This window comes from Paenibacillus sp. Leaf72, from assembly GCF_001422685.1.
Taxonomy (GTDB): Bacteria; Bacillota; Bacilli; order Paenibacillales; family Paenibacillaceae; genus Pristimantibacillus.
The window spans coordinates 1,128,367-1,153,520 of the sequence record NZ_LMLV01000001.1 but is presented as its reverse complement, the minus strand read 5'-3'; the positions used below and the strand labels follow the sequence as shown (position 1 = coordinate 1,153,520).

Here is a 25,154-nt window from a genome sequence, read left to right as displayed (position 1 = left end):
ACAAGGTTATGTTGAAGATTCAATTCTATTCCTTAATATCTCAACAGTCGATTACGATAAACAGGAAGTCGCAACGGCCATTGCAGCTGATCCAAGGGGATCAAATCATGCTGCTGCTGGCGCTTAATCCGATTGAGCTTATGCAGGAGCAGCGATCCATATCTTTGGGGGGAGAGGAGATTCTGCTTGCCACCGGGCCACTGTGCATAGCGCCGCAGCAGGATCTTACGATTAGCTATAAAGGGATTGTCTACAATATAGAAGGTGATTCCTCTGACGAGAAAGCGGAGTGGACGATTTCAATCACCAAACCCGCTGATCGGGAAATGGCACAGCAGCTATTGAAAAAGCCTGTTCAGACTGAACAGGATATCCATGCATTAGAGCGGTATCTTCGACTATTCATTCAGTCGAATCCGATAAGAAAAGGATGCGGAATGGAATCAGTACGCAGGTCATATGAACAGGTCGATAAACGTATAAGTTTCGTTTACCGCTATATGCTGCTGCATTATGAGAAGCCGCTTACGCTTCACGATCTTTCGAAATTAGTAGGCTGCCATCCCGTCTATTTGAGCAGCGTGTATACGAGAGTGTATCAGGTATCCCCGATGCAGCATTTGCAGCAGATTCGAATGAGAAAGGCTAGTGTGTTTGTTCGAAACACGACTATGAAAATGAAAGAAATCGCTCATTCGATAGGTTATGTATCCAGTTCCCAATTTGGCTCTATTTACAAACGTTATTATGGCGTTTCGCCGAATCGGGATCGCGTAGCGGCCATGATGAAGACGAATTGGATAGAACCCCATTATTGAGCCTTGCCATACGTCCCATGTCTATGGGACGTTTTTTGTTGGAACTATACTTTACAAAGTATAAACTATAGGTGCTCATCTTTTCTTTATTTTCCATATTATATATAATTGAGAAGGAGATTGGGCGATAGGTTAGACTGTCCGCAGAATGGGAGTGTTTTCTGTGAAGAAGATGAATTGGTATTACCGTATGATACTATCCTATACCTCTATTTTCTCTGTCGTCATTTCCTCCCTCCTATTTATTTTTTTTATGGTGCTGCATCACGATTCGGATAATAAATATATCGAGACTAATCAAGCCATTCTGGAACGGATGGTATATAACACGGACGCCAGCTTAAAGCTGATCGAACGAAATATGGCCAGCGAGCTTTTATCGGATAAATGGCTGCAGAAATTTTACTCAGAACGTCCAAAGACAGCCTTTGACGATTTTGAGATTCAGAAAAAATTAACGGAAATGAAAGCTTCCTTTCCATTACCTAATTCGATATATATCTATAATGAAGCTGAACAACGAATCATTTCCGATTCAGGTACATACTCCCTCCAATCATTTGGAGATATCTCCTTCATTCAGGCTAATTATGCGCAATCCACGACTGAGAAATGGACAGTCCCGCGATTAGTAGATGAATGGGGCTTCGACGAGAACTCGCAGAAGGTTGTTTCGCTCATGAAGCATTATTATCATGGGAATAAGAAGCAGGGCGCTATCGTTGTTAACGTGAAGGTTAACTCTATCTTGGATCATTTAAACAGCATAAGTGAAAGCGATTACAGTTCGTTTGGATTAATGGATAAAAGAAATTTTGATCTTGCAAATTCGAAGGAGGGGATAACTGACTCCACGAATATTGTTTATTCTGAATATACAGGCTGGGCATACTATTCGAGTAGTGCAGCTGATAAAAGTTATGCAGCGTTATCTGTTTTTTCCGGCAGATGGATGTTAATCGTGGTCATTATTATCGTATTGGCCCTTGCTGGTTTTATTCTAGTAACACATATTTACTATAAACCGATTCAAGCCATCCTCAATAAGATGGGGCAATGCTTCATGAGAAAAAGTGAAGAGGTCGGCGTTAATCATGTGAAAAACGAATTCACGTTCATTGAAATGGCATTGGATCAGCTGCTTAAGAAGTCCTCAGACTATGAAAGCTTGTATAAGGAAGATAGTCTGCTTCGCCAGCAACGTCTATTCTACGATTTGCTGGCAGGGCATCAGACCTTGACCGACAAGCAGTTCGAGACCCAAATGACTGTTCTTAACATGCCGTATCTATTCGATCGCCTCGGTGTCATCATCGTTGAAATGGATTATTATACACGTTTCACGGAAAAGTATAAACCAAGTGATCAGCAGTTACTCAAATTTATTATAGAAAACGCTTTTCACGATTTAGGACAGCAGTATAAGCTTTTTGTTTGGCATGCTTGGATGGAGCCGAATCGTATTGCGTTTGTTGTTCATCAATGCAAGTCAGAAGCATCGGTTTTGAAATCTACAGCAGAGCTTGCGAGTGAATTTCAAGCCTGGATTGGGCACAATCTGGAGTTGACGGTAACGATAGGAATTGGTGCAGACTCAGATAGCATTGAGACAATCGCGGAATCGTATCGCAATGCTAAGGAGAATGTTTGTTTAAAGCCGGTTATAGGAACGAATACGGTGATTGATAATCGTGTAAGCTCAGGAAAAGTTAGTATTGACAAGTACGCCTATTTGCAAGCAATAGAGAGTATTGTACATTCGTTCCGAAAGAATGAATGCGATTGGAATGAAAAACTGATACAGCTGTTCAAGCAGCTAAGAGAGATGAGATTTGACAAACAGGAGATGTCTGCGTTCGTTCAAAGCTTTGTAATGCAAATGGAGAAAGAAATCAACGTATTGTATCCGGGAATTCAACAAATATGGAAGAATGAATTTCTGTATAAGTTCACAGAGCTTTGTAATCATCCGGAGACGTTGAACGAGCTTGAGGAAGAGCTTATGAGCACCATGTCGGCATTCGAAGCGATTGCAGCTCAAGATCGTCAAGCTAGAAGACATCATAGTATCGCTTTCCAAGCCAAAAGCTATATCGATACGCATTTTGCTGATCCTGTTCTTTCTCTTTCGGGGGTCAGCGCCTATCTTAAACTTCAGCCCAGTTCATTAAGCCAGCTTTTTAAGGAAGAGCTAGGCGAGAAATTTATTGATTACGTTCTGAGAGTCAGGCTTGAATATGCGAAACGTTTATTATCCGAGACGGATGAGCCGATTCAATCCATTGCGGAGCAGATTGGTTATCAGAACGTCATTTCATTTTACAGAGCATTCAAAAAGATTCAAGAAATTCCTCCAGGAGAATATCGAAACATACATCGAGTCCATTCGAAATGATGAAGGAAGCGATCTATTCTTCAAAAGAATTTGGAGGTCAGACGAAGCTATTTGCCTAAGGAATAGACAAAGTTGGACTAAATGGTTCACTTGTTCCCTAGTTCTGCCGATATAGGTATAAGAGCCTAATTTTGGAGTTGAATAGGGAGGACTAGAAACAGCAATGAAATTATTAAACCAGTCATCATGGAAAAAAAACATGCAGCGCACTGCCTTGGTCGGCGGAGCGGCAATTCTGCTGCTAAGCTCGGCGGGCGGCGAGACGGCCTATACCTTGGGCGGTGCGGCATATGCTGCTGAAGCACAATCGACAGTGAAAAATGTGACAATCACATACCCGGCATCCGCCGTAACGGTTGCGCTGAATGAAAGGCTTCCGCTGCTCGCGAAGCTGAAGCTGTCAGAGCCGGTGGCGCTGCGGTATGAATCAGGCAATGGCGCGGTAGCGCGCGTGAACAGCGATGGCGTTATTATCCCTGTTGCTGCAGGGAAAACTAAAATCCGCGTTCATGTGACTTCCGCTTCCTATAAGGGCAAGCTTGAGCTTCCGGTAACGATCCGCGGAGCATCAACTTCTTACAAGGCTGTGGCGGCTTCAAAGCGCGTGTCCGCAGGGGGACGTTCCTTCAACGTTCAAACCGTAGCGATTCCGAAAGGAATGCCCGTAACAGCAGGTTTGCCTAGCAGAACGGTCGGGTTGACGCAGGGCTTATCTGGAATTGCTTCATTGTACAATGCTGCGGCCGCGATTAATGGCACGTATTTTGAATCCTATGGCGGCATTCCTGAGCCTTATGGCAACATTATTAGCGATGGCGTTGTCGAGCATATTGGCAATACGGGAACGAGCATTGGTTTTCAATGGGACGGGTCGGCGCTAATGGACACGCTGCAGGTGAAGATAAGCGGCAAAGTAAGCAGCGCCGGGAAATCCTCGCAAAGCTGGTACGTGTATTTCGTTAATCGGACGCCTACTCCAGGCAGAACGGCAGCCATCATGTATACGCCGAAGCGCGGAAGCAAAATCGGCATGACCACAGGCTCTGCCGTAACGGTGAGCAAAGGTGTCGTCACGAAGGTCAGCAAAAATACGAATGTCGAAATTCCGAAGGACGGATATGTCCTCTTCTTTACAGGTGAGGAGGAGCATTTGGCGAGCCGTTTCCAAAAAGGCAGTTACGTTGACTACACCGTCAGCTATAACGATGTTTCGGGCAAGGCGATTGACTGGAGCGAGGTGCATACCGCAATTGGTGCGGGCCCCCGTCTAGTGAAGGATGGCAAGCTGGCCGTTGATCCGGCGAACGAAGGTTTTGTCAGTCCGAAAATTTTGACCGATTCTGGCGCGCGAAGCGGAATTGCGATTATGAATGACGGTTCGATTTTGCTAGTTACGGTTCCGGCTGCGACGATGAAGCAATGGGGACAAATTATGGTCAGCTTAGGGGCTAAGCAGGCGATGAACTTGGACGGCGGCGCATCTTCCGGCCTGTATGCGAACGGCAAGCAAATTACGCCAGCCGGACGCGAGCTCAGCAATGCGCTTGTATTCAGCTCCTTGCCGAAATGGTAACGGCTGCTTCCAAGCTCCTTAATGGACAGCTTGACAGCACAACTATGGCAGCACAGTGTGGGGAAGACTATGGCCTGCATTGAAGCGGCAATAGCCAAAAAAGCGTTCAGCGAGACGACGTCTCGCTAAACGCTTTTTTTTACTTGCTCGTTGCTTGCCGGTTGTACGTAGAACTTGTTGAACAGGCTTGAGCCCAAATTAGCCGTCTCTAGCTCTGTTCCTCTTCTTCTGTCTCGGAGGAGAGCACAAATGCATCATCCGCTCCGGGATATTCACGTTTCAAATCGGCATGCAGCGAGCGGTTTTCATAGCTGAAACGGTTGTTAGGGCGCTGGTCTTGGCGCCATGGCGAGCTTTTGCCAAGCGGAAGGCCTGGCCGCTCCGCTGCGTAAGGCCCTTCCGGGAATTCCTCCGGCACGAGGTCATTTCGCTGTGATTCTACGGTAGAGACGTCGGTGGAGCGCTTGCGGTCTTCTTCGGTAAAACCGTCCATGTAGATCATCCTTTCCTAGTCCATCTTGCAATTGCAACACCCGTGCTTTCATTGTTCCCTGTTCACAGGGCATCATGCAAAACATAAGGTTGCCGCCGTATATAAAAGCTTGTCAGATTGAAAATCATATGATACTATACTGCTAATCGAATATTTGAACGTGAGGAAGCACCTCTCTATTGCTCTGGTTGAGCTATGGGGAGGTGCTTTTTTTATGTCCTTTTATTTGAAATTGAAGCAGACTGGGAGAGATGAGAAGATGCAAATTTTCTTTTTGAACACATTTGAAAAATCCTCGATGGAGGAGGGGGTACAAACTGCGCAATTGTCAATTTGTGAACATGAGGGCATTTGGTCGGTGCTATGGGCCGATGGCGAGCATACGGCAACTGCACCTGATGTCTGGTTTGAAGGCATCTCCTGGGAGGACATGCTGCTCGCCTTCCGCCATGGCGTGGCAGTACGAATGGGAGAGGGCTATACGCCCGTCATTGAATCTATGCTGGAAGGCCGGCGCAATACGGGAATGGGAAGCTCGCAGGCTATGGTGCAGTGTTATGGCGAGCTGAATGCGGATCAAGCCTTGTTTGAGCAATTAAGAGATTGGCGCAGAGCTAAAGCAGGAGAAGAGAAGAGGTCGGCTTACCTTATTGCAACGAACCGGATGTTATGGATGTTCAGCACATTTGTTCCGCATACGGCTGAGGAGCTGCTGCAAATTCCCGGCTGGGGAGAGAGCAAGCAAAATCGGTATGGGTCTGAAATTTTGGCCATTACAGAGAATTATGCCCGTGAAACGAGCTTCCCGCTTGACTGGGTAGAGCAGCAGCTGGACAAGGCAGATTTTACGAGGTGGCTGTACAAGCAGAAGGAAGTAAAATTCAAAAACGAGATGGACAAGCAGCTGCAGAAAAAGCGGATTCTCAGCTGTTTGAACAGCGAGGAGACACTGGAGCAGCTAGGCGCAGGCCTCGAGCTGTCCCGCAGGGAAGTGATGGACAGAATCGAGCAGCTTGAGGCTGAAGGCTATGATGTTGAGCCGCTTATTGCACGCGAGCTGCTGCATATGCCAGAATCCGAGCAGCAGCTTGTCTGGGAAACGTTTGAGCAGTCGGGCGACCGTTACTTGAAGCCCGTGCTTCAGCAAGTATACGGGGCTGAGGGCATGAAGCATGAGCAGGTGGATATGCTGTATGAACGGCTGCGGCTGCTCAGAATTCGTTACCGCAAAGCTCATGCAAACCAGGCGCAAGCAATATAAATTCAGTTCGTTAAAGGATGGCGGGAGAGAGCTTCACCGGATTGGATGAATCAACGGGTGGCGTGTTATTCGTTATTTGTCCGAAGGAGTCGCGAGCCCGCCATCTGGCCAAATGGGCTGCGCATAACGCATATGCCTATTGCGATCCAGAATATGGTGCAAAGCAAAGCCGATTACATAGCTCTTTTACCTCGTTCATCTAGTACTTTATGTCCGAAAATAATAGGGGTCCATGCGTTTTGCACGAAAAAACCTCCAAATTGGATTGTAAAGCAATTGAAAATGAACATAAACTCATAGGTCTTAAGGTTCAAAAATGATAAAAATAGTATACTTGTCCTATTTATGAAAGTATAATGAGGTATATAAAAAATCGCGATCTTTGTCGAAAAGGAGCGTATTCCCGTTATGAAGGCTGAGTATATTAATCCGTTTCTTGAAGCGGCAAAAAGTGTAATTGAGCAGGTCATCCAGATAAAGCCATCGGCAGGGCAATTAGGCTTGAAAGATGTTAAATTCGTTGAAAATTACATTTGGATACAAATCGGCCTGAACGGACAAATGAACGCTGTTATCGTTTTTGGACTAAGCGAATCGGTAGCGATGAAGATGATATCGGCTATGATGGGCGGCTTCTCGATTTCTGAAATTGATGAAATGGGCAGAAGCGCCATTTCTGAGCTTGGCAACATGATTAGCGGGAATGCGAGCACGATGTTATCGAATCAAGGCGTCCATGTAGATATTACACCGCCGAAGGTTATTCAGTCTGCTGCAGCTGCTGGTTTTAAAGCACAGCAAGCATTAACCGTTCCGCTCCTTATGGAGGGAATTGGTGAATTGGATATTCAGGTGCTGGTAGCATCGTAATCGTAACGGCGAAAAACTCCTTCGGGAGTTTTTTTACATGTATAAGGTTTGATATAAGAGCTGAATTTATATTTTCATCTTTTTGCAGGCAAAGCTTTCTACGGCTGGGATAAAGTATTTAATGATTTGCCCATTTCCTGATGCAGCTCATAAAGCTCGAGTACGCTTACGGGCTTTTTGGATGCTTGCTCAATATTTTGCCCTTCGGCCGTCCATAGGTAGGGGAAGATGGAGAAGGCCTGATCGCCTTGTATCGTTTGGGAATCCACAATCCAGCTGTCCCAGCGCATGGTCTTGTAAAATAATTGGAGATCGCCATTCAACGCCCAGCCTATGAACTCGGAATAAGTACATTCGGTATCTTCCCATTCAAGCGTATCAGGCGCCATATAAAAAACAGTTTTAAAATTGGAATGAATGGCGAAGAAGCCGCCAACTAGATCATAGGCTACGACTAAAATATTTTGAATGGGACTGTTCCATGTTGCTAAAGAGCCTGAAAGCCGCTCATTTCCTGCCCCTAATATTTTTAACCAGCCATAATCGACAAGTATTCCTCCGCATTCCAAGGCAATCGCGCCCAAATAGGAGCGATTCGTAACTTGCAGGTGCTCCAGCGTTTTTCTGCCATCATCGATCGAGCAGCTTACTATAGTAATGGGATTGACGGCTTCGGATACAAGGCTTTGAATTTCTCCCCATGCGTCCTCCGGCACCATTAATTCCTTGTAGGATTTCATTTTGTTTAACCTCCCTTTCCCTATTATTGTACTGAGGTAGAGGCCTATTGTCCAAAATCAAAAAATGGCGTGAGCCTATGCAATGTTTTGCAAAGGTTTCTTTGCTTAAAATGCCCTGATCAAGTAGAATTAGCTTTAGGTGATGACGGATGTTAAATGGCAAAGTTGTGCTTATTTCCGGCGCTTCCAGCGGGATTGGAGCGCTTGCTGCAAAGCAGCTTGCGCGGCGCGGCGCCATTGTGGTGCTGACCGGACGAAATGTGGAGAAGCTGAAAGCGCAAGTGGCAGAAATCGGCAGTAATAGCTCCTATTTTCAGATGGATGTAACGAGCATGGAAGATGTGCAGCAGGTCATTCAATCTGTCCTGCAAAAGCATGGGCGTCTCGATATTTTGATTAATAATGCTGGTTATGGACAGTTCGAATATTTTGAGACGATGCCGGTCGAGGCATTTGACCAGATGATGGATACGAATTATATGGGTATCGTTCGCTGCACGAAGGCAGTGCTGCCATATATGCTTTCTCAAGGCAGCGGTCATATCGTAAATATTGCCTCACTCGCAGGCAAGATCGGCTCAGCCAAGTCAACGGCCTACACGGCAACGAAGCATGCGGTGCTCGGCTTTACCAATTCGCTGCGGATGGAGCTGCGGGGCAAAGGGATTGTCGTATCGGCGGTTAATCCCGGACCGATTGACACGCCGTTTTTCTCGCTGGCAGATCCGTCAGGCAATTATGTGAAAAATGTCAGCTTCTTTATGATGAAGCCCGACTATGTAGTCAAAGCCATCGTGCGGCTTATTGAGCGCAGGAAGGCGGAAATTAATTTGCCGAAATCGGCGGCGTTTGGCATTAAGCTGTATCAGCTTTTTCCACGTCTAATTGACCGAGTATTCGGCGGTATGCTGGATCGAAAATAGTGTTTTGAACAAGAGAGGACTCGAACATGAGTAAGCAAAATTGGTTGGATTTAGGTTTAAATGAACAGCTGGCGGAAGCGCTAGTTGAAGAAGGTATCCAGGAGCCTACTGCGGTGCAAGCAGAGGCCATTCCCGTACTGCTCGGAGGGCAGGACGTTTCTGCGCGTTCGCAGACAGGAACAGGCAAGACGCTGGCGTATTTGCTGCCTTTGCTCCAGAAGCTGAATGCCTCGTCGAAAGAAATTCAAGGCGTCGTTATTGCTCCTACGCAGGAGCTGGCTATGCAGATCGTGCGAGTAGCTGAATTTTATGCGAAGCCGCTGGGCCTCCGTGTACAGCAGCTAATTGGCGGCGCAGCGCTCAAGCGTCAAGTAGAGAAGCTCAAGCTGCATCCGCAAATTGTCATCGGTACGCCAGGACGTATTCATGAGCTGCTTAAGCTGCGCAAAATCAAGCTGCATGCGGTCAATCAGGTCGTAATTGATGAAGTGGACCAAGTTTTCCAGCTGAGCTCGACGCGTGAAGTGGAGACGATTCTTTTTGCAATGGGACAAAATCGTCAGATCGCTTTTTTCTCGGCGACTTATCCCGAGCAGATGGCCCGCTTTGAAGGCCGCTGGATGAATGAGCCGTACCGCATTCAGGTTGCGCCTGAGCATCGCGTATCCGAGACGATTACGAATTATTATTTCGTATGCGACAAACGGGACAAGCCGGATATCGCCCGTCGCATCATTCGGATGCTCAAGCCCAAATCGGCATTGCTGTTTCTGAATGAGACGGATACGATTTCAAACTGGGAAGCGAAGCTCAGCTATGAGGGGTTTACGGTAGAGGCGCTTTACGGCGATGCTGACAAGCAGCGTCGTGCTGCTACGCTTGCGCGCTTCCGCGAAGGCGCATGCCAGCTATTGCTTGCGACCGACGTTGCAGCGAGGGGACTCGATATCGAAGGCTTGCCGCTCGTTATCAACCTGGAGCCTGCGCTTGATGCCGATCATTATGTGCACCGGGCGGGCCGGACGGGCCGTATGGGCCGCACGGGAACGGTTATTTCCATTGTTACGCCGCAGGAGCATTTTATTATGGACAAGTTCCGCAAGCAGCTCGGCATCGATCTTCCAGAGAAGGCGATGTTAAGAGGCAAGCTGGTTACACCTGAGGAAGCGCGGAACGATAAAGCCTCATTCAAACGCTCGGATTATACGGGAGCACCGAAGAGCCGTCAGGCATCGTGCAGCGACTTCGCGCAAGGAGAGGCCGCGAGAGGCGAGAGGCCGCGTGGCGAGTTCAGACAAGGAGCCGGCGGGAAAGCACCGCAAGGCGAGAGACGCCTAGGCGATGTTCAGCCAGGCAGCCGCAGAACGGATGCAGCAGGCTCTGCAGCGCAGGGAAGAACAGCGGGAAGCGACGCTGCCGCAGCTAACGAGCCGCAGAAAGCGGCTGTTCAGGCAAAACCGAAGGCGAAGGTGCTGTCCAAGCAGGAGCGCCAGAAGAAGAGCAAGGATAAAGGTGCGCCAAAATGGCTGAAAGCGAAGCGCGAGTCGGGCGATACGAAGGACTAAGCCTTTAAGCAAAATAAGTTTATAATGCAAGCCCCATTTCCAGCAAAATGGAAGGAAGAGGCAAGCGAGCGCCCAACCATTATTTATGGGCGCTCCGCAAGCCTTTTTAACTTCAGCCATTAGCGGAAATTGGGCTTTTTTTAATTATACGCAAAGATCCGAAACGATTCTGAAACGATACGGATGGGAAATTTTGAATTTTGCCTTGAAATTCGGTATGCTGAATAAGCGATATTAATTTTATAGTTATGAAGGTGAATGGATAATGATAGAGCCCGTATTGGAAGTTGCCGATTTGACAGGAGGATATAGTCCGCGCCGTCCTGTCCTGCATAATGTGTCGTTCCAGCTGCATCCGGGCGAAATGGTCGGCTTAATTGGCCTCAATGGCGCAGGCAAAAGCACGACGATTAAACATATTCTCGGCTTGATGAAGCCGCAGCAGGGTGAGGTTAAGGTTGGCGGCGTCAAGCTGGAGGATGATCCGGACCGCTACCGCTCTGCCTTTGCGTATGTGCCGGAAACGCCGGTGCTGTTCGACGAGCTTACGGTTGAGGAGCATTTGCGCCTGACAGGAATGGCCTACGGCGTTTCTGTTCAGGAATTTGATAAGAAGCGAATGGATTTATTGAACGAGTTCCAAATGAATGCGAAAAAAGGAGCTTTTGCCGCCCATCTGTCCAAAGGGATGAAGCAGAAGGTCATGATTATGAATGCGCTGCTGTCCGAGCCGCCATTATATATTATTGACGAGCCGTTTCTTGGGCTGGACCCGCTCGGCATTCGCTCCTTGCTGGAACGGCTTGTAGAAGTGAAGCAGAATGGCTCGGCTATTTTGATGAGCTCGCATATTTTGGCTACGGTCGAAGCTTATTGCGACAAGTTTATTGTGATGCATCATGGGCGCATCGTTGCCAGCGGAACGCTAGCCGATGTATGCGAAGCGGCGGGCATGGCGATGCGCGGCGGAACGCTGGAGGATGCGTTCTATAAGCTCGTTGCAGGAGACAAGCTATGACGGCGAAATCGCAAGCAGCTAATCCCGAGCAGCGTCAGCTGAAGGAACAGGCGATGCAGCAGTTGTGGAAAAAACGTGCGCGAAGCTTCCGCCAGGAGACGCTGCCGTATTTTCGCTATATGGGACAAAGCGGCTTCCCGCTGTTTCTCTCGTTGTTTGTCATTACCGGAGTGCTTAGCTATTTCAAGCTGATTCGGGACGTGCCTGCTGATTTTCCGACCACGTTGGTTGGCATAGTCGCACTAGTGCCCGTACTTTGCTGGAGCCCCTTCCGCACCTTTCTGCAAGCGGCAGATGTCGTCTTCCATATGCCGCAGGAATCAGCGATGCGCCGTTATTGGGGGCTTTCCTTTAAGCGAAGCATAATCGCTATGGTCGCTTTATGCGCCTTCCTGCTGCTTGCTTATTGGCCTATATACAGGCAGGGCACCGCTCCAGCGGATATGTGGCTGCTGGTATTGGCTGCGGCTGTGCTTCGTTTTGCCAATACAGCTGCTGCATGGCGCGAGCGTCAGCTGGCCTGGAGCAGCATGAGAGTGCTGTTTCGAGTAGCTCGCTGGGGAGCGACAGCGCTTGCTTGGGCGGGGATGCTCACCCGTGCGCCGCTGTATGCAGGAGGCTTTATTATTTTGCTCATCCTGCTATTTGCCCTGCTGTACAAGCTTCCGAGCCGATTCGTTATCCCTTGGGAACGGCTAGTCGAAGAAGAGTCGGCGACGAGAAGAAGGTATTACGTCTTTTTCGGTTTGTTTATTGATGTGCCTACGATGCCATCGCGAACAGCCGGCCGAAAATATCTTTCCTGGATCATGAACTTTATTCCGTATCGCCGCCGCTTTACTTACGATTATTTATATGCGGCTTCCATGCTGCGAATGGAAATGGGAGGCATTTTGCTAAGGCTGCTCGTTCTGTTCGCACTAATTGCCTATTGGATGGCGGAAGCGGTTTGGCTGTCCGGCTGGGGGGCTGCCTGTGCCTATGCGGTATTTATGCTCATTGTCGGGGCCCAGCTTGGCGGACTTCGCCATACGCATCGTTATACGGTATGGCGGCATGTTTATCCGCTTCCTGATGCCCAAAGGCTGGAAAGCCTCATCCGGCTTGACCGCTGGACGATGCTCATCATTGCCGTGCTTATGTGGCTTCCGTCATGCATTATGCTGCTGCGTGCCAACTGCCTGCTGGCTGCTGCAGCAGCGCCGATTGCAGCACTCGTCTATGTGCTTGCGATTCGCCCGCTGAGGCTGCGCCGCGCTTTTGCCGCTGATGCGGAAGAAGATTAGGGCGCTGCAACTGCCAGATGGACCTATGGCATCTGGCTGCCCATTATAGATGACAGCCCCGCTATAGCGGTGACAAAGCAAGCAAAAAACGTCCAAATCCACTGATAAAGGTGGGCTTGGACGTTTTTTACTGGTCATTTTCTGTTCGCTTAAGAGGTCAAGACGGCTGCACAAGGACAATCAGCAAAGGCAGCACGATAAAGGAGGCGAGCGTCGTCCACAAAATACAGCGGGAAACGAGCTTTGGCGATGCCTCGAATTGCTCCGCCATAATGACGGCGTTGACTGCCGTCGGCATAGAGGCGAGTATAAGCAGGACGGCGAACAGCATGCCCTTTACTTGCAGCAGCCAGAGCAGCAGCGCTGCTATGATTGGAGAAAGCAGCAGACGGATCGCGATAGCCGTCCAGAGCGGCTTGCTCATGACCGAATCTGCTGACTTTTTGCTGCTGCGCGCCCCGGCCATCTGTGCCCCTAGCAAAATCAGCACGACAGGCGCATAGGCGCTCGACAGCATTGATAGGCCTTCTGCCACAGCCGCAGGCATAATCATATCGGTGAACCGGATAATGACGGCGAGCACAACGGCGTATAAAGCGGGAAGCTTGCAAACCGATTGGACCGCTTTTTTCACCGAGAAATGGGAGCGGGCAGCGAAATAAACACCGACGGTATTGACAAGAATCATTTGCGAGATGACGTAGACGGATGCTTTGGCTAGTCCCAGCTGACCGAAGGCGAGCAGCACCAGCGGCAGTCCATAGTTGACACAGTTCGTAAATACAGACACAAGCGTGAGGCCGGCTTGATCTGCTGGAGAAAGCCGCAGCAGCCTAGAGGCGAGAACAGCCACGAGCCAGAGAGCGACCAGATTGATGATGCTGAATGCGCTCGTCTGAATAATATCTGCCATTGACAGCTTGGCGCTGATCAGCGTCTCCAAAATAAGAGCCGGGCTGAGCAAATAAAGGGCAATGGTCGATAAGGGCTTCGTCTCCAGTCCCCGCCAGCGCTTCAAGGCAGCTCCTCCAAGCACAGGCAGCGAAATCGGCAGAAACACGCCATATACGATAAGCAAAAATGAATGCAGCATACGAATCAGTCCTTTGCCAAAATCAATATGCCTTATTTTTGCATAAAGCTTCTATTAGCGTCCAAGACCCTTTTCCTATATACTCATAAGCTTTGGCTATATGCGACTTTCCTCCTCGCCTACGTCAGCTTGAGATGCATATGGCGCAAATACCGCCAGCGAATCATGAGGAAATAGGTTAGCTGGAGGAGGAAAAAGCTAATATAGATCAGGAGTGCTGCCTTCAGCATCGAAATATCGAGCAGCAGCGCAATATTTATAAAAGCGACGATGCCATGCACAAGGGCAATCGCAAAGGGCAGGAAAAACATAAGGAGCAGCTGCCTTGTAACGAGCCGGTTCAGCTCCTTGCCGCTGAGGCCGATTTTGCTAATCATCTGGTATTGCTTCTCATCCCGCTCCAAATCGGCATACAGCCTAAAGTAGATAAAGCTGACGGCATAGGTGAAAAAGACGCCGCCCACAAGCACGCTAATAATGAGCAAAAGCCCGTTAAGCTGCTTGAATTCATACCATTCAATCACGAGTGACCGTATATAATAATGGCCCTGCGTGTCCTGCGGTATTTCCTTCATAACGCTCTGCGCTGCGCTGATGGTGTCGATCCAATTGGGAATGACATAATAATACGTGACCTGGTTCGTGTCGTCCTTCATGCGGATCATCGCTTGGAAATAGTCATCCGATACGACGTAAACATCATTGTAATTGTTTAATACGAAAGAAGGCAGCCTTTTTACCACAGTAAGCTTCCGCTGCTTTTCGTCCGGCGCAACGTTGCCTAAATCCACAACGGGCTCAAATGCCGTGACGTTCTGAGCACGGGAGACTTTGCCAGAGGCGATAAAGGCTTCACTGGGCGCATGAAGCGTCTCGGCGGAGAAGCCGAGTGTAGTGGCAAGCTGATTGTATTCGGACAGGCTCATGACCGACTGCCAATCTTCCGTGTATTTAATATGCGAAGCGCCTTTCGTATAAGCAAAGCCGCCCTCTGATAGTCTATGCTCCAATAGCGCCAGGTGCTGCTTCGTTTGCCTTTCATTCTGAGCTAGAGATTCACTATCGCCACCGAAGGATTCATAAATAAAGGCGTAGGGATTGTCTTTTTCCGACAGCTTCGGATCACCGATCGCCAGGCAGGTGCCCATGCCGCACAAGGCGACCGCCGTTACCGTTGCGACCATAAAAAACATATTGGCATTGTCTCTCATTCGGTAAGCGAGATCGGAGAGCGTCAGCAAATTGATTTTACGCAGCAATAAGCTTTCCCGTCCGCGCAGCGCACGAATCACATACACGCTGAGCTGTGTAAACAGAAAATAAGTCCCCAATATGACACAGCCAATGGCGGCTGCGAGCAGTGCCAGCGAGAAGGCGCGACCCAGTACAAAATAAAAGACCATTCCGTAGCCTGCAAGCAAAAGAATGGCAGCAAGCAGCGATAGCAGCACGGAAGCTTTTGGCTCCTTCTTCGGCTTCTCATCCGAACGAATCAGCTCAAGCAGCTGAGATTTCCGCCCAAGGCGCGACGCGAGTATGGACAGGAGCAGAAATACGATGAAAAAAGCGCCCGTCGTTATGATCACGCTTTGGATGGGCACGAGGAATTCGAGTCCTTTTTGCAGCACCAGCAGTCGTTCGGTTATGAGCAAAAAAAGCTTGGTGAACAAAATGCCAAAGCCGATTCCAAAAACAGTGGAGAGGAGGCCAATGATCATATTTTCCACAAAAATCAACCTGCGGTACTGCTTGTCGGACATGCCCAGCAGCATCAAAATGCCGAATTCACGTTTACGCGCCTTCAGGAAGGCGCCAGCAGAATACATCAAAAACAGAAATGAAAAAATAACGATTAAATATTGCGAAATTTTCAGCCCCATCGTCCCAAGCATAGAGGCAGTTGGACTGCTGGCGGCGATTTGCCCCTGCAAATCCGGATGATACAGCAGCACCGAATAGATGAAAAAAATCATGACCGCGAACGAGCTGCTCATAAAATGTGCAGCATACGTCCGTTTGCGGCGCAGTACATTATTAAACGCGAACTGTCGGAAATTCATTTTCAGTCCCCCCAAGCAGAGCAAGCATATTAATAATTTTCTGATAAAAAGCCGCGCGGTTGTCTCCGCAATTCACTTCACTGTAAAACTGGCCATCCTTTATAAAAATAACCCGGTGACAGTAGCTCGCCGCCATTGCGTCATGTGTAACGAGCATCATGGTGGCATTGTCCTCGCGGTTGAGCTTGCTCATCAACTCCATCACATCACGCGCTGATTTGGAATCGAGGTTGCCGGTCGGCTCGTCGGCCAGCAGCAGCTTTGGGCTGTGGATAAGTGCTCGGGCAATGGCCGTACGCTGCGCCTGGCCGCCGGATATTTCATAGGTCCGCTTGTCCGCCAGCGCGGCAATGCCGAGCTTTTCCATGATGGAGGCGGCCCGCAGCTTCATTTCCACGATGTTCGTGCCGTCGAGCGTGAGCGGCAGCATAATATTTTCGCTGACCGTTAGCGTATCAAGCAAATTAAACGATTGAAAGACGAAGCCAAGCTCCCGCCGGCGGAAAAAAGCTAGCTTTTCCCTTGACAGTTCGTACGGGTCTTGGCCCGCAATGCGCAGCTCGCCGGAAGTGGGCTTGTCGATGGTCGATACCATGTTCAGCAGCGTCGTTTTGCCGCTGCCCGATGGCCCCATAATGCCGACGAACTCGCCTTGCTGGATCGTTAAATCAATGTTGGTCAACGCTTTATAGGTTACTTTTCCTGGATAAATTTTGTTCAGATTTCGTGCAAATAGCAATTCCAATTCGATCTCCCCTTGCTTGTTTGTCAATAAACCCAGTATACCCCTCATGCGCGCCGGCTCCTATGAGCTTAGCTTTCATTTACCTTACAGCTTTGTAAGATAACGCTGCTTGCTTTTGTATCTCTAGGGGAAGCGAGATCAATTCATCTTTCTAGTTCGTATACTGAACGCATGGAAGGGAAATATGGCCTTTCCTCATCAACGAAAGGAGCTGTTGGATTTGAGTGCATATCTCGTGATTGATATTGATATTTCCAACCCGGCAAATTTCAAGGAATACGAAAATCAGATTTTTGCTGTCATTGCACATTTCGGGGGCCGCCCAATCGTTCAAGATAGCAACGTAACGACGATGGAAGGAGATTGGCAGCCGAAAAGACTCGTCATTTTGGAGTTTCCTAACAAACCGAGCATCGAAGCCTTTTACAACTCAAAAATGTACGAACCGTTGAAAAAAATCAGATGGGCAAACTCTACCGGGAAAGCAATCGTCGTGGAAGGCTTGTAATTACGAAAAACAAGCAGATTGCCATCATAAGGGCAGTCTGCTTGTACGTTTAATGCTCAACGGACTGAACAGCGGCAAAGGGGAAAATAATCCGCATTGTCGTGCCGCTGCCTTCCCCTGTTTTTGATTCAACCTCGATCTCATGATTCATTTTATCAAGCACGGTACGGACGATATAGAGGCCCATGCCCGTCGATTCCTTGAACGCCCGTCCATTTTCCCCAGTGAAAAAGGCGTTGAAAATGCGGCTCAAATCAGAGGCAGGAATGCCGACGCCGCAATCGATCACCTCAAGGATGACCGAGCGCTCGCTGCGGTAACCATTAATCGTTATTTTTGCACCGCTGCCCGCTGAATAATTGACCGCATTGGCAATCAACTGCTGCATAATAAAACGCAGCCATTTGCCGTCGGTCTCTACGACTAAATTTTCCTCGATTTGCATATCCGGGTATACGAAGCTGCGAATAAACAGCCGCCTGTTTTCCAAAATCACCTCGTTGGCAAGTTCCCGCAATTGCATTTTCTCCACCTGAAAATCCTGCTCGAACGTTTCCAGCCGGGCGACGTACAGCACCATATCCAGCCCTTTGCGGATGCGATCTGTTTCTTCCCGCATGCTGTTATTGCGCGCGTCCGCTTCTTCCGACAGCATGAGCTCGAGTACGGAGAGAGGTGTTTTCATCTGATGCACCCACTGATTCATAAAGGTCAGATGATTTTGCTGCTTGCGCTCGCCTTCAATGATCTTTTTCTGGTAATGGCGATATTGAAGCTGCAGCAGCTCGGCAAGCGACGCAGGGAGGGGGGCGGCCCCCAGCTGCTGGATCGACTCCTCAAGGCCTGCTTGCCTGCTGCTGAGCAGCGTATAAAATCGACGATGAGACAAATAACGGTAAGCTAAAAAAGCAATAAATACGCAAAGTCCAAGCAGCAGTGCATACGAGGCGATGGTCAAGTTTCTATAGCCGTCCAGCCAGAACACGGTGGTCACTACGACGAGCTGTATGAGCATAAATAACACAAGTGCAAGCTGATCCCGTAAAAAAAGCTTCATCGGCGCTCACGCTGCTGCTCGCCATTTGCCCAGCTGTCATTCAGGCGGTAGCCCGTGCCGCGCACCGTTTCGAGTGCTCCTTCAATGCCAAGCTCTGCCAGCTTCTTGCGCACACGCGACATATTGACGCTAAGCGCATTGTCATCGACATATGTATAATCATCCCACAGCTTTTCCAAAATCGTTTCCCGGCTCACGAGCCTTTGGCAGCGCTGGAGCAGCGTCTCCACGAGCACGGTTTCTTTTTTAGTCAAAGCTACAAATTGTCCTTGCAGATGCAGCTCCATTCGCTCGGGATACAATATCAGTCCGGCATGCTCAACTATTCGCTCACCAGCAGCTTGGGCATAGTCGCCGTATACGCGCCTTAGCTGGCTGCGGATTTTCGCCATTACGACTTCATAATGGAAGGGCTTGGTCAAATAATCATCGCCGCCATTTTCGATGGCGCGTACCGTATCCATTTCGCCGCTGCGGGCGGAAATGAAAATAATCGGGCAGGTCGAAACGGTCCGAATTTGCCGGCACCAATAAAAGCCGTCAAAGCTCGGCAGATTAATATCCATCAGTACAATATGCGGCTTTACTTGTTCAAACTGCTCCATGACGCGGGCAAAATCCGTCGTCACAACTGCCGCGTTGCCATATTTCTCAATATGCGCCCGCAGCAGCTCAGCGATCTTCGCATCATCCTCGACTATCATGATCGTATATATCGTTATTCAGCTCCTCTTACAAAGCGTAGTTTCCATTTCTGCTGCCCTCATTTTATCATATAACAAAATAAACCCCTTGGCCGTAACCGTATTATACACGGCTACTTTCCAAGGGGAAAGGAATAAAATGCTGAAATAATTAAGCCAGCAGCTCGGTCACTGCTTTATAAATCGTATCGTAAAGCGACTCCAGGTCGGCTTCCTCGATGCAGGAGAAAGCGACGCGAAGATCGGTCTCGCCAAGGGCAATCGTACCGATGCCATATTCTTCAAGCAGGCGCACACGAACAGCCTCGGCCGATACGCCGCTGAGCTTGAGGCACATGAAATAGCCGGAGTTGAACGGATAATACGCTAGGGTATCCCCATAACGGCCGCTATCGAGCAGCGCTTTGACACGATTGGCGCGGCCCTTCATAATGTCGTATTTCTCCGCTTTCTGAGCGTCAAAATCAGGCGATTGCAGAGCTTTCAGCACAAACGTCTGCGAAGGGTGCGGGCCGCTGGAAATCGTCGCCCGAATAATGCCAAGCGTCTTCTGCTCAAGCGCATTCAGCACTTTGTCGGAAGAAGCAGCATACGTAATGAAACCGACGCGGAAGCCCCAGACATAATCCTCTTTCGTCGCGCCGTCGATTTTGACAGCTAGGACGCGAGGGTGCAGGTCGGCAAATTTGCCGAACAGCGACTCGTGAACCGAATCCTCGAAAAATAAGCCGAAGTAAGCATCGTCGGTAACGACGACGACATTAATGCCTGCATCCGCCGCTTCCTTGACAGCGGCTACAATCTCTTCGCTTTCTTGCAGGCCTGGCGTGTAGCCAGTCGGGTTGTTCGGGAAGTTAAGCAGGACGATGGCTTTGCCTTTGTCCTTCTGAGCGAGCAGCGCTTCGCGCAGGCCGTCACTGTTAAACGTATTGCTATCGTTAAGTAAAGGGTATTCCACGATTTCTGCGCCCCGGCGGATGCCAAAGGTCAGCTCGTAGTTTTCCCAGTTTTTATTTGGAATAATAACGGTATCGCCCGCTTCTGCGAACAGATCGGCGACAATGCTGAGCCCATGCGTTAAAGCGTTCGTGACGATAGGATTGCTGAGACGTTTGCCTTCAAGTGAAGGGTTTTCTTTGAGCATTTTCTCAAGCCAAGCTGTGCGCAGCTCGGGTTTGCCCGCAGGGGGTGCATATTCATATAGATCCTTAGGATTATAAGCAGTGAGTGTATCCTGAATGACCTTAAGATGCATCGGCTGTCCGCCTTCGATCGCAATGCCGATTGTGGCATTAAACGTCTTGGCCTTCGCCTTCGCTTCTGCGGATTGGCTAAGTATGCCTTCCTTCGGGAAATAAATGGCTTTTCCTAAAGCTGACAACATGGCATGGACGTTCGGGCTTTCTGCTGCCAAAGTCTCATTCAACTGCTGAGCAAGTGGGTTCATGAACTTCATTCCATCCTTCCGAAAAATCAATTCATTTTCTGATCATACTTATCGGGAGCTATTATATCATTTTTTAACGTGTCGGAACCATTTCAATTTCAAATTTTTTTGGAAAATGTGACGACTGCCAGCTGGGGTTGCGCGAAAGTTTCGCGCTGGTGTATGATGACGGCATAAGCTTACGTTTCAGGAGGGTTTTATGCTGCATTTAACACCCGATGCCTATTTACTGCTGCCGCCTTTCGCGAAGATCGTTTGCGAGCCGAATTGGAAATGGCAGCGCCGTGAAAAGCCGATGGCTAATTTTGATTTATTTTATGTGTGGAGCGGTGAAGGGGAAGTCGAAGTGGGCGGCATTCATTACCCAGTGGGTAAAGGAAGCTGTTTCCTGTTCCGTCCAGGCGACTATACGAGCGCAACCCATAATCCGCAGAAGCCTCTAGTCCTTACTTATATACACTTTGATACGGCGGAAGAGCCGGAGCTGGTGCCGGAACGGTACCGCCAGCTGATTGATACGGTAGATTTTGAATACATGCTGTCGCGTTACGTGCGGCTGTTTTTGGTCAAAACCTACGCGGCGGAAATTGAAGCGCGCCTAGTGCTGAAGCAGCTGATGATTCATCTGCTGCGGGAGGACCGTGCGACAAAACAATCGCCAGTGGAGAAAAAAGTGAGCAATCAGCTGACCGAGGCCATTCATGAGGTCGCCAACTATGTCCGGCAAAATCCCGGCATTGCCCACCGGGTCGAGGATCTCGCGATGCGCGCCCAGCTGTCGCCGCGCTATTTTTCGATGAAGTTCAAGGAACTGATCGGCATGTCGGTCCAGACGTTTATGATCAGCACCCGGATCGACCGCGCCCAGCACCTGCTGATGCACGTGGGCATGAATGTGACGGAGGTGGCGGACGCGCTCGGCTACCGTGATATTTTTTTCTTCAGCCGCCAATTCAAGCAATACACCGGACGGAGTCCGTCGGAAATTCGTTAAGTTCATAAAAAAAAGCCGGTGCGGCCTTTATTCCCGACAACAAAGGGGGGAGAGGCGCTCGGCTTTTTTTGATAAATGAGAATGTATAAATGTCACAGATGCAAATGGATTGAGTATAGTTAGTCGCCCGGATGAGCGTTTTCGTTATGGTGCGGGCAGTATCGGCGCATAAGGTCGACCGTCTCTGCATCGAGCTCCCGTCCGCGTGCAAGCAGGCCGTTTGTAATGGCTTCACGATTGTTCTCATCGGCATTTTGGCCGAATTTGAACTTCGCGTTGATTTGCTGCGGCTCAATTTTTACGACGGCAACTCCCTTGAGCCTGCCCCTGTAAGCAGGATCATCCCCGGCAATCGGCAAATGCCCGCCTTCTGGCTGGAGCTTGGACATCAGCGCTTGCAGCGCCTCGCCCTTCTCCATCAAATCCTCGACGACCGACGCGGTGCCCTCAATAATGACCGATTTGAAAAAGGCGGAGGCCGGACAGGCCATCAGCGGATCGGTAAAATGGGAAGGAATAATCGCATATTCCTTAGCCACACAGAAGGTGACTCGTGGATCTGCCCCGAGCAGCTTCATTTTATCTCCTGCACGGCTGCCGTGAAAATAAATGTTTCCGTTCAAATAAATGTAATTCAGCGGAGTAATGGAAGGGGCGCCATCCGCTCTAGCTGTTCCTAGAAAGCCGTAGCTCATTTCCTCCAAAAAGGCGGTAATCTCTTGTTCATCTTCACTTCCAATTGCAAATTCTTTTCTGCGCATAGCGGACTGCTCCTTTCGTAACAATAGCGATAACTTGAGTAAGGGATGTGCCAAGCGTTCAGCTCGTTAATTGCAAGTGTAAACGGAATATTGACATATAAAAAGATCCACTTTACAGTAATTTTATTGAACCACTTTTGCTTGAGCGGGGGAATAGGCGGAATTAGTAGGCAACAGGATGGTCATAGGAGGTTGAATGATGGATGATCGCTGCCGTGCGGCTTATGAGCGGTATTATGAGGAGATGGGGCGCAAGGCGGATGCGCTGTTTCTGGCACTACGTGAAGCTATTGTCGCGGGGGTGCTGGAGGATGGGGAGCAGCTCGCCTCCAGCAGAAGGCTGGCCGAAAGCTATGGCATGTCGCGCGGTTCGGTGAATGCAGCGTACGATATGCTGTATGCAGAAGGTTTTGTTCGGCCGGGAAGGGGGAGCGGCACCTATGTTTCCTATAGCAAGCCGCCAGCTTCCAAAGCTGGGGTTGAGCTGGAAGGCAAGGCGAGTACACTTGCTTTATCCGCTTGGGCGCAGCGGCTGCCGCAGATTAAAGGGTATACGAAGCGGCCTGTACACGAGGAGAATTGCATTGCGTTTGATGTAGGCTACGCGGATGCTGAGCTGTTTCCACAGGATGAATGGAAGACGGCCATGTTTGCGGAGGTCAGAGGAGTATTGGAGCGCCAGTATGAGGATTACGGGGTGATAGAAGGGCATTTGCCGCTGCGCGAAGCGATTGCTAGCGAGCTGCGCCGCGAGCGAAGCATGATCACGAGCGTAGAGCATTTATTTATTACGAGCGGCTCTATGTATGGCATTGCCCTGCTCGCCCAGCTATTGATCAACCCTGGTGATCAAGTCGTGGTGGAAAACCCGTGCTACCCCGGCATTAGACGGGCAATTGCAGCAGCGGGCGGCGTCATTATAGATGCGGATGTCGACGATTATGGCATTATTCCGCAGGACTGGGATGCAAAGCTGCTGTTCGTGACCCCGACGCGCCAGTATCCAACCGGAGCACAGCTTGCGCCTGAACGCAAGCTGGAGCTGCTGCAATGGGCTTCCCGGCAAGGTGCTGTCATCATTGAGGACGATTACGACAGCGAATTCCGCTGGGGCGGACGCCCGGCGGAGCCGCTCAAGACGCTCGACCACGAGGGGCGGGTCGTGTATGTCGGCACTTTCTCCAAGACGATGTACGCCGACCTGAGGCTTGGCTATGTCATTACGCCGGATGCGCTGCGGGAACCGCTGCGGCAGGCGAAGTTTTTGCTTGAGCCAAGCCCAAGCTCAATCGCGGAGCAGCGGGCGCTCGCCGTATTTATGGCGAGCGGGCAGTATGTTCGGCATTTGCGGCGGATGAGGCGCAGCTGCGGACGGCGCCTCAAGCTCTTTAAGGAACAAGCCGCGGAGCAGCTCGCGGGCTTGTTCCGGTTTACGCCGTCGGATGCAGGCTTGCATCAGTACGGCGTGTGGCTTGGGGCAGCCGCGGATTATGAGCGGCTGATTGAGCGCTGCCAGCGGGAAGGCGTCAGCTGGAACCGCGGCGAGCGGCTGTGGCGGCAGCCGGAGGAGCAGCGCGCTCCGGCAGCGCTGTTCGGCTTCGCGCATTTGGCCGAAGCCGATATTAAGGAGGGCATGCGGCGAATTGCGGCATGCTGGGAGGAGGTTCAGCAGCAGCGCGGCTGAAGCGATGGCAACAGCAGCTTTGCTGCAACTACTGCAACTACTGCAACTACTGCAACTGCTGCAACTACTGCAACTGCTGCAACTGCTGCAACTGCTGCTGAAGCAGACAAAAGCTCGCTGCCTGGCGGAGATTTCTCCGCACGGGCAGCGAGCTTTTTTTAATTAGACTTTTAAGTTGTAATTACGCTCGAATGGCGAGCGAGTGGGTTAACGCGGCAGCAAGCGGCCAAGCGCCTCGCCCATTTTCACCTTCTGGCCGAGCTTTAAGTTAGGCAGCGGGGTGAAGGTTTTATTTTCAGTCAGCAGCACGACTGTAGATCCGAACTCAAAATAAGCAAGATCGCCACCCTTTACCGTATGCGGCGGCAGCGGGTCAACGTAGCGGATGCTGCTGACGTTCATGGCGCCGACTTTCACGACAGCCGTTTCACCGCCGCCATGTTTAATATACGTAATGAGCCGTTCATTGCGGCTGAGCACCCGGCGCATTTTGGTTAAGCCGAACTCGTTGACCGGATACACCTTGCCGGGAATATGCTCGCTCTCCACGATTGTGCCGTCCACAGGAGCATGAATCCGGTGGTAATCGGTCGGGCTCAAATACAGGACAAAATAATGGCCGTTAAGGTAGTTTTCCGCTCTTGGCGAACGGTTCAGCAGCTCTTCAATCGTGTAGTCCTGCCCTTTTACATTGACAATTGTTCCGTTTTCTATTGGGCCAATGCCTGTAATAAGAGCGTCAACCGGACTTACAAGGCTGTCCGCACTCATGTCTATTTGTCGCATGCCTGGTTTTAATCGACGGGTAAAAAATTCATTTAGCGTAGCGTATTCATTTAGCGGTTTCTCGGCTTCTGCCACCTTAATTCCATACATGGAAGCAAAGCGCGGAATAAAACGGCGGCTCGCTCTGGATTGCGCAAAACGCCCAGTCAACCTCGAAATCGACTTGCGTGAGCTTAATTCCGTCATGGCACGAAGTAATCCATCTAGCATGCTCGTACCGTCACGTCCTTTCTTGCTTCGAATAGTGGTGCTTGTCCCAAACAGTGTGCCACAACCCGCATCACAAAGCAATAGGTTCGATTCGCGACCTTTACAGGTTGGGAAACAGGAGGGGGCGATTCATAGCATAAGGAACCGCAGCATGCGAGTTTTG

General features: G+C 49.8%; 23 protein-coding genes. 13 read left to right on the top strand and 10 right to left on the bottom strand.

Annotated features, from left to right (window positions below):
• The first annotated feature begins 8 nt into the window (after positions 1–8).
• From ASF12_RS05075 to ASF12_RS05065, 3 genes are all read left to right on the top strand, one after another.
• Positions 9–818, top strand: a complete 810-nt coding sequence (locus ASF12_RS05075; RefSeq protein WP_056030384.1) for an AraC family transcriptional regulator — start codon at positions 9–11, stop codon at positions 816–818.
• Between the two features lie 172 nt (positions 819–990).
• The gene (locus ASF12_RS05070) at positions 991–3,213 is read left to right on the top strand and encodes a helix-turn-helix domain-containing protein (protein ID WP_235533097.1); all 2,223 of its coding nucleotides are present in this window, start codon (positions 991–993) and stop codon (positions 3,211–3,213) included.
• 163 nt (positions 3,214–3,376) lie between these two features.
• Complete coding sequence (locus ASF12_RS05065) at positions 3,377–4,786, top strand: phosphodiester glycosidase family protein (RefSeq protein WP_235533045.1); 1,410 nt, start codon at positions 3,377–3,379, stop codon at positions 4,784–4,786.
• A gap of 208 nt (positions 4,787–4,994) precedes the next feature.
• On the opposite strand, the gene ASF12_RS05060 is transcribed toward ASF12_RS05065, so the two are convergent.
• Positions 4,995–5,279, bottom strand: coding sequence for a hypothetical protein (locus ASF12_RS05060; protein WP_056030377.1), 285 nt, complete (start codon positions 5,277–5,279; stop codon positions 4,995–4,997).
• Positions 5,280–5,493: 214 nt separating this feature from the next.
• On the opposite strand from ASF12_RS05060, the gene ASF12_RS05055 reads away from it, so the two are divergent.
• Entirely contained in the window at positions 5,494–6,540 is a 1,047-nt protein-coding gene (locus tag ASF12_RS05055) for an HRDC domain-containing protein (RefSeq protein WP_235533044.1), read from the top strand.
• 408 nt (positions 6,541–6,948) lie between these two features.
• Positions 6,949–7,410, top strand: coding sequence for a chemotaxis protein CheX (locus ASF12_RS05050; protein ID WP_056030374.1), 462 nt, complete (start codon positions 6,949–6,951; stop codon positions 7,408–7,410).
• A gap of 98 nt (positions 7,411–7,508) precedes the next feature.
• Here ASF12_RS05050 and ASF12_RS05045 read toward each other — a convergent pair whose 3' ends face one another.
• Positions 7,509–8,150: a DUF2625 family protein gene (locus ASF12_RS05045; RefSeq protein ID WP_056030371.1), complete on the bottom strand. Its 642-nt coding sequence runs from the start codon at positions 8,148–8,150 to the stop codon at positions 7,509–7,511.
• A gap of 149 nt (positions 8,151–8,299) precedes the next feature.
• Here ASF12_RS05045 and ASF12_RS05040 point away from each other — a divergent pair, with 149 nt between their 5' ends.
• The 4 genes from ASF12_RS05040 to ASF12_RS05025 all read left to right on the top strand — a co-directional run bounded on the left by ASF12_RS05040 (position 8,300) and on the right by ASF12_RS05025 (position 12,942).
• The gene (locus ASF12_RS05040) at positions 8,300–9,073 is read left to right on the top strand and encodes an SDR family NAD(P)-dependent oxidoreductase (RefSeq protein ID WP_056030368.1); all 774 of its coding nucleotides are present in this window, start codon (positions 8,300–8,302) and stop codon (positions 9,071–9,073) included.
• 26 nt (positions 9,074–9,099) lie between these two features.
• Positions 9,100–10,638: a DEAD/DEAH box helicase gene (locus ASF12_RS05035; RefSeq protein ID WP_056030366.1), complete on the top strand. Its 1,539-nt coding sequence runs from the start codon at positions 9,100–9,102 to the stop codon at positions 10,636–10,638.
• Positions 10,639–10,903: 265 nt separating this feature from the next.
• A complete protein-coding gene (locus ASF12_RS05030; RefSeq protein WP_056030364.1) occupies positions 10,904–11,656 on the top strand; it encodes an ABC transporter ATP-binding protein in 753 nt (250 codons plus the stop codon).
• Entirely contained in the window at positions 11,653–12,942 is a 1,290-nt protein-coding gene (locus tag ASF12_RS05025; RefSeq protein WP_056030361.1) for an ABC transporter permease, read from the top strand. The genes ASF12_RS05030 and ASF12_RS05025 overlap by 4 nt, the downstream gene beginning before the upstream one ends.
• 157 nt (positions 12,943–13,099) lie before the next feature.
• On the opposite strand, the gene ASF12_RS05020 is transcribed toward ASF12_RS05025, so the two are convergent.
• The 3 genes from ASF12_RS05020 to ASF12_RS05010 all read right to left on the bottom strand — a co-directional run bounded on the left by ASF12_RS05020 (position 13,100) and on the right by ASF12_RS05010 (position 16,840).
• Positions 13,100–14,035, bottom strand: coding sequence for an AEC family transporter (locus ASF12_RS05020; protein WP_056030358.1), 936 nt, complete (start codon positions 14,033–14,035; stop codon positions 13,100–13,102).
• 119 nt (positions 14,036–14,154) lie between these two features.
• Positions 14,155–16,095 (bottom strand): ABC transporter permease, encoded by a 1,941-nt coding sequence (locus tag ASF12_RS05015; protein WP_056030355.1) that lies wholly within the window; start codon positions 16,093–16,095, stop codon positions 14,155–14,157.
• Positions 16,070–16,840: an ABC transporter ATP-binding protein gene (locus ASF12_RS05010; RefSeq protein ID WP_056032841.1), complete on the bottom strand. Its 771-nt coding sequence runs from the start codon at positions 16,838–16,840 to the stop codon at positions 16,070–16,072. Before ASF12_RS05010 ends, ASF12_RS05015 begins: the two co-directional genes overlap by 26 nt.
• A 220-nt stretch (positions 16,841–17,060) precedes the next feature.
• Between ASF12_RS05010 and ASF12_RS05005 the strand changes: the two genes are divergently transcribed.
• Positions 17,061–17,348 carry a DUF1330 domain-containing protein gene (locus ASF12_RS05005; protein ID WP_063892510.1) on the top strand — a complete coding sequence of 96 codons (288 nt, stop codon included), beginning with the start codon at positions 17,061–17,063 and terminating at the stop codon, positions 17,346–17,348.
• 49 nt (positions 17,349–17,397) lie between these two features.
• Here the strand turns inward: ASF12_RS05005 and ASF12_RS05000 are convergent, their stop codons facing one another.
• From ASF12_RS05000 to ASF12_RS04990, 3 genes are all read right to left on the bottom strand, one after another.
• Positions 17,398–18,405, bottom strand: coding sequence for a sensor histidine kinase (locus tag ASF12_RS05000; RefSeq protein ID WP_056030349.1), 1,008 nt, complete (start codon positions 18,403–18,405; stop codon positions 17,398–17,400).
• Positions 18,402–19,121: a response regulator transcription factor gene (locus ASF12_RS04995; RefSeq protein WP_155972788.1), complete on the bottom strand. Its 720-nt coding sequence runs from the start codon at positions 19,119–19,121 to the stop codon at positions 18,402–18,404. The genes ASF12_RS05000 and ASF12_RS04995 overlap by 4 nt, the downstream gene beginning before the upstream one ends.
• Positions 19,122–19,260: 139 nt before the next feature.
• A complete protein-coding gene (locus tag ASF12_RS04990) occupies positions 19,261–20,556 on the bottom strand; it encodes an aminotransferase class I/II-fold pyridoxal phosphate-dependent enzyme (RefSeq protein ID WP_056032837.1) in 1,296 nt (431 codons plus the stop codon).
• 199 nt (positions 20,557–20,755) lie between these two features.
• On the opposite strand from ASF12_RS04990, the gene ASF12_RS04985 reads away from it, so the two are divergent.
• Positions 20,756–21,550, top strand: coding sequence for a helix-turn-helix domain-containing protein (locus tag ASF12_RS04985; RefSeq protein ID WP_056030343.1), 795 nt, complete (start codon positions 20,756–20,758; stop codon positions 21,548–21,550).
• Positions 21,551–21,669: 119 nt separating this feature from the next.
• Here the strand turns inward: ASF12_RS04985 and ASF12_RS04980 are convergent, their stop codons facing one another.
• The gene (locus ASF12_RS04980) at positions 21,670–22,311 is read right to left on the bottom strand and encodes a pyridoxamine 5'-phosphate oxidase family protein (protein WP_056030340.1); all 642 of its coding nucleotides are present in this window, start codon (positions 22,309–22,311) and stop codon (positions 21,670–21,672) included.
• A gap of 196 nt (positions 22,312–22,507) precedes the next feature.
• Between ASF12_RS04980 and pdxR the strand changes: the two genes are divergently transcribed.
• The gene (gene pdxR, locus ASF12_RS04975) at positions 22,508–23,995 is read left to right on the top strand and encodes a MocR-like pyridoxine biosynthesis transcription factor PdxR (RefSeq protein WP_081418613.1); all 1,488 of its coding nucleotides are present in this window, start codon (positions 22,508–22,510) and stop codon (positions 23,993–23,995) included.
• 4 nt (positions 23,996–23,999) lie between these two features.
• On the top strand, positions 24,000–24,161 hold the full coding sequence (locus tag ASF12_RS34220; RefSeq protein ID WP_155972785.1) for a hypothetical protein: 162 nt from the start codon (positions 24,000–24,002) through the stop codon (positions 24,159–24,161).
• A 41-nt stretch (positions 24,162–24,202) separates the two neighbouring features.
• Here the strand turns inward: ASF12_RS34220 and asd are convergent, their stop codons facing one another.
• The gene (gene asd, locus ASF12_RS04970; protein ID WP_056030334.1) at positions 24,203–24,991 is read right to left on the bottom strand and encodes an archaetidylserine decarboxylase; all 789 of its coding nucleotides are present in this window, start codon (positions 24,989–24,991) and stop codon (positions 24,203–24,205) included.
• Between the last annotated feature and the right edge of the window lie 163 nt (positions 24,992–25,154).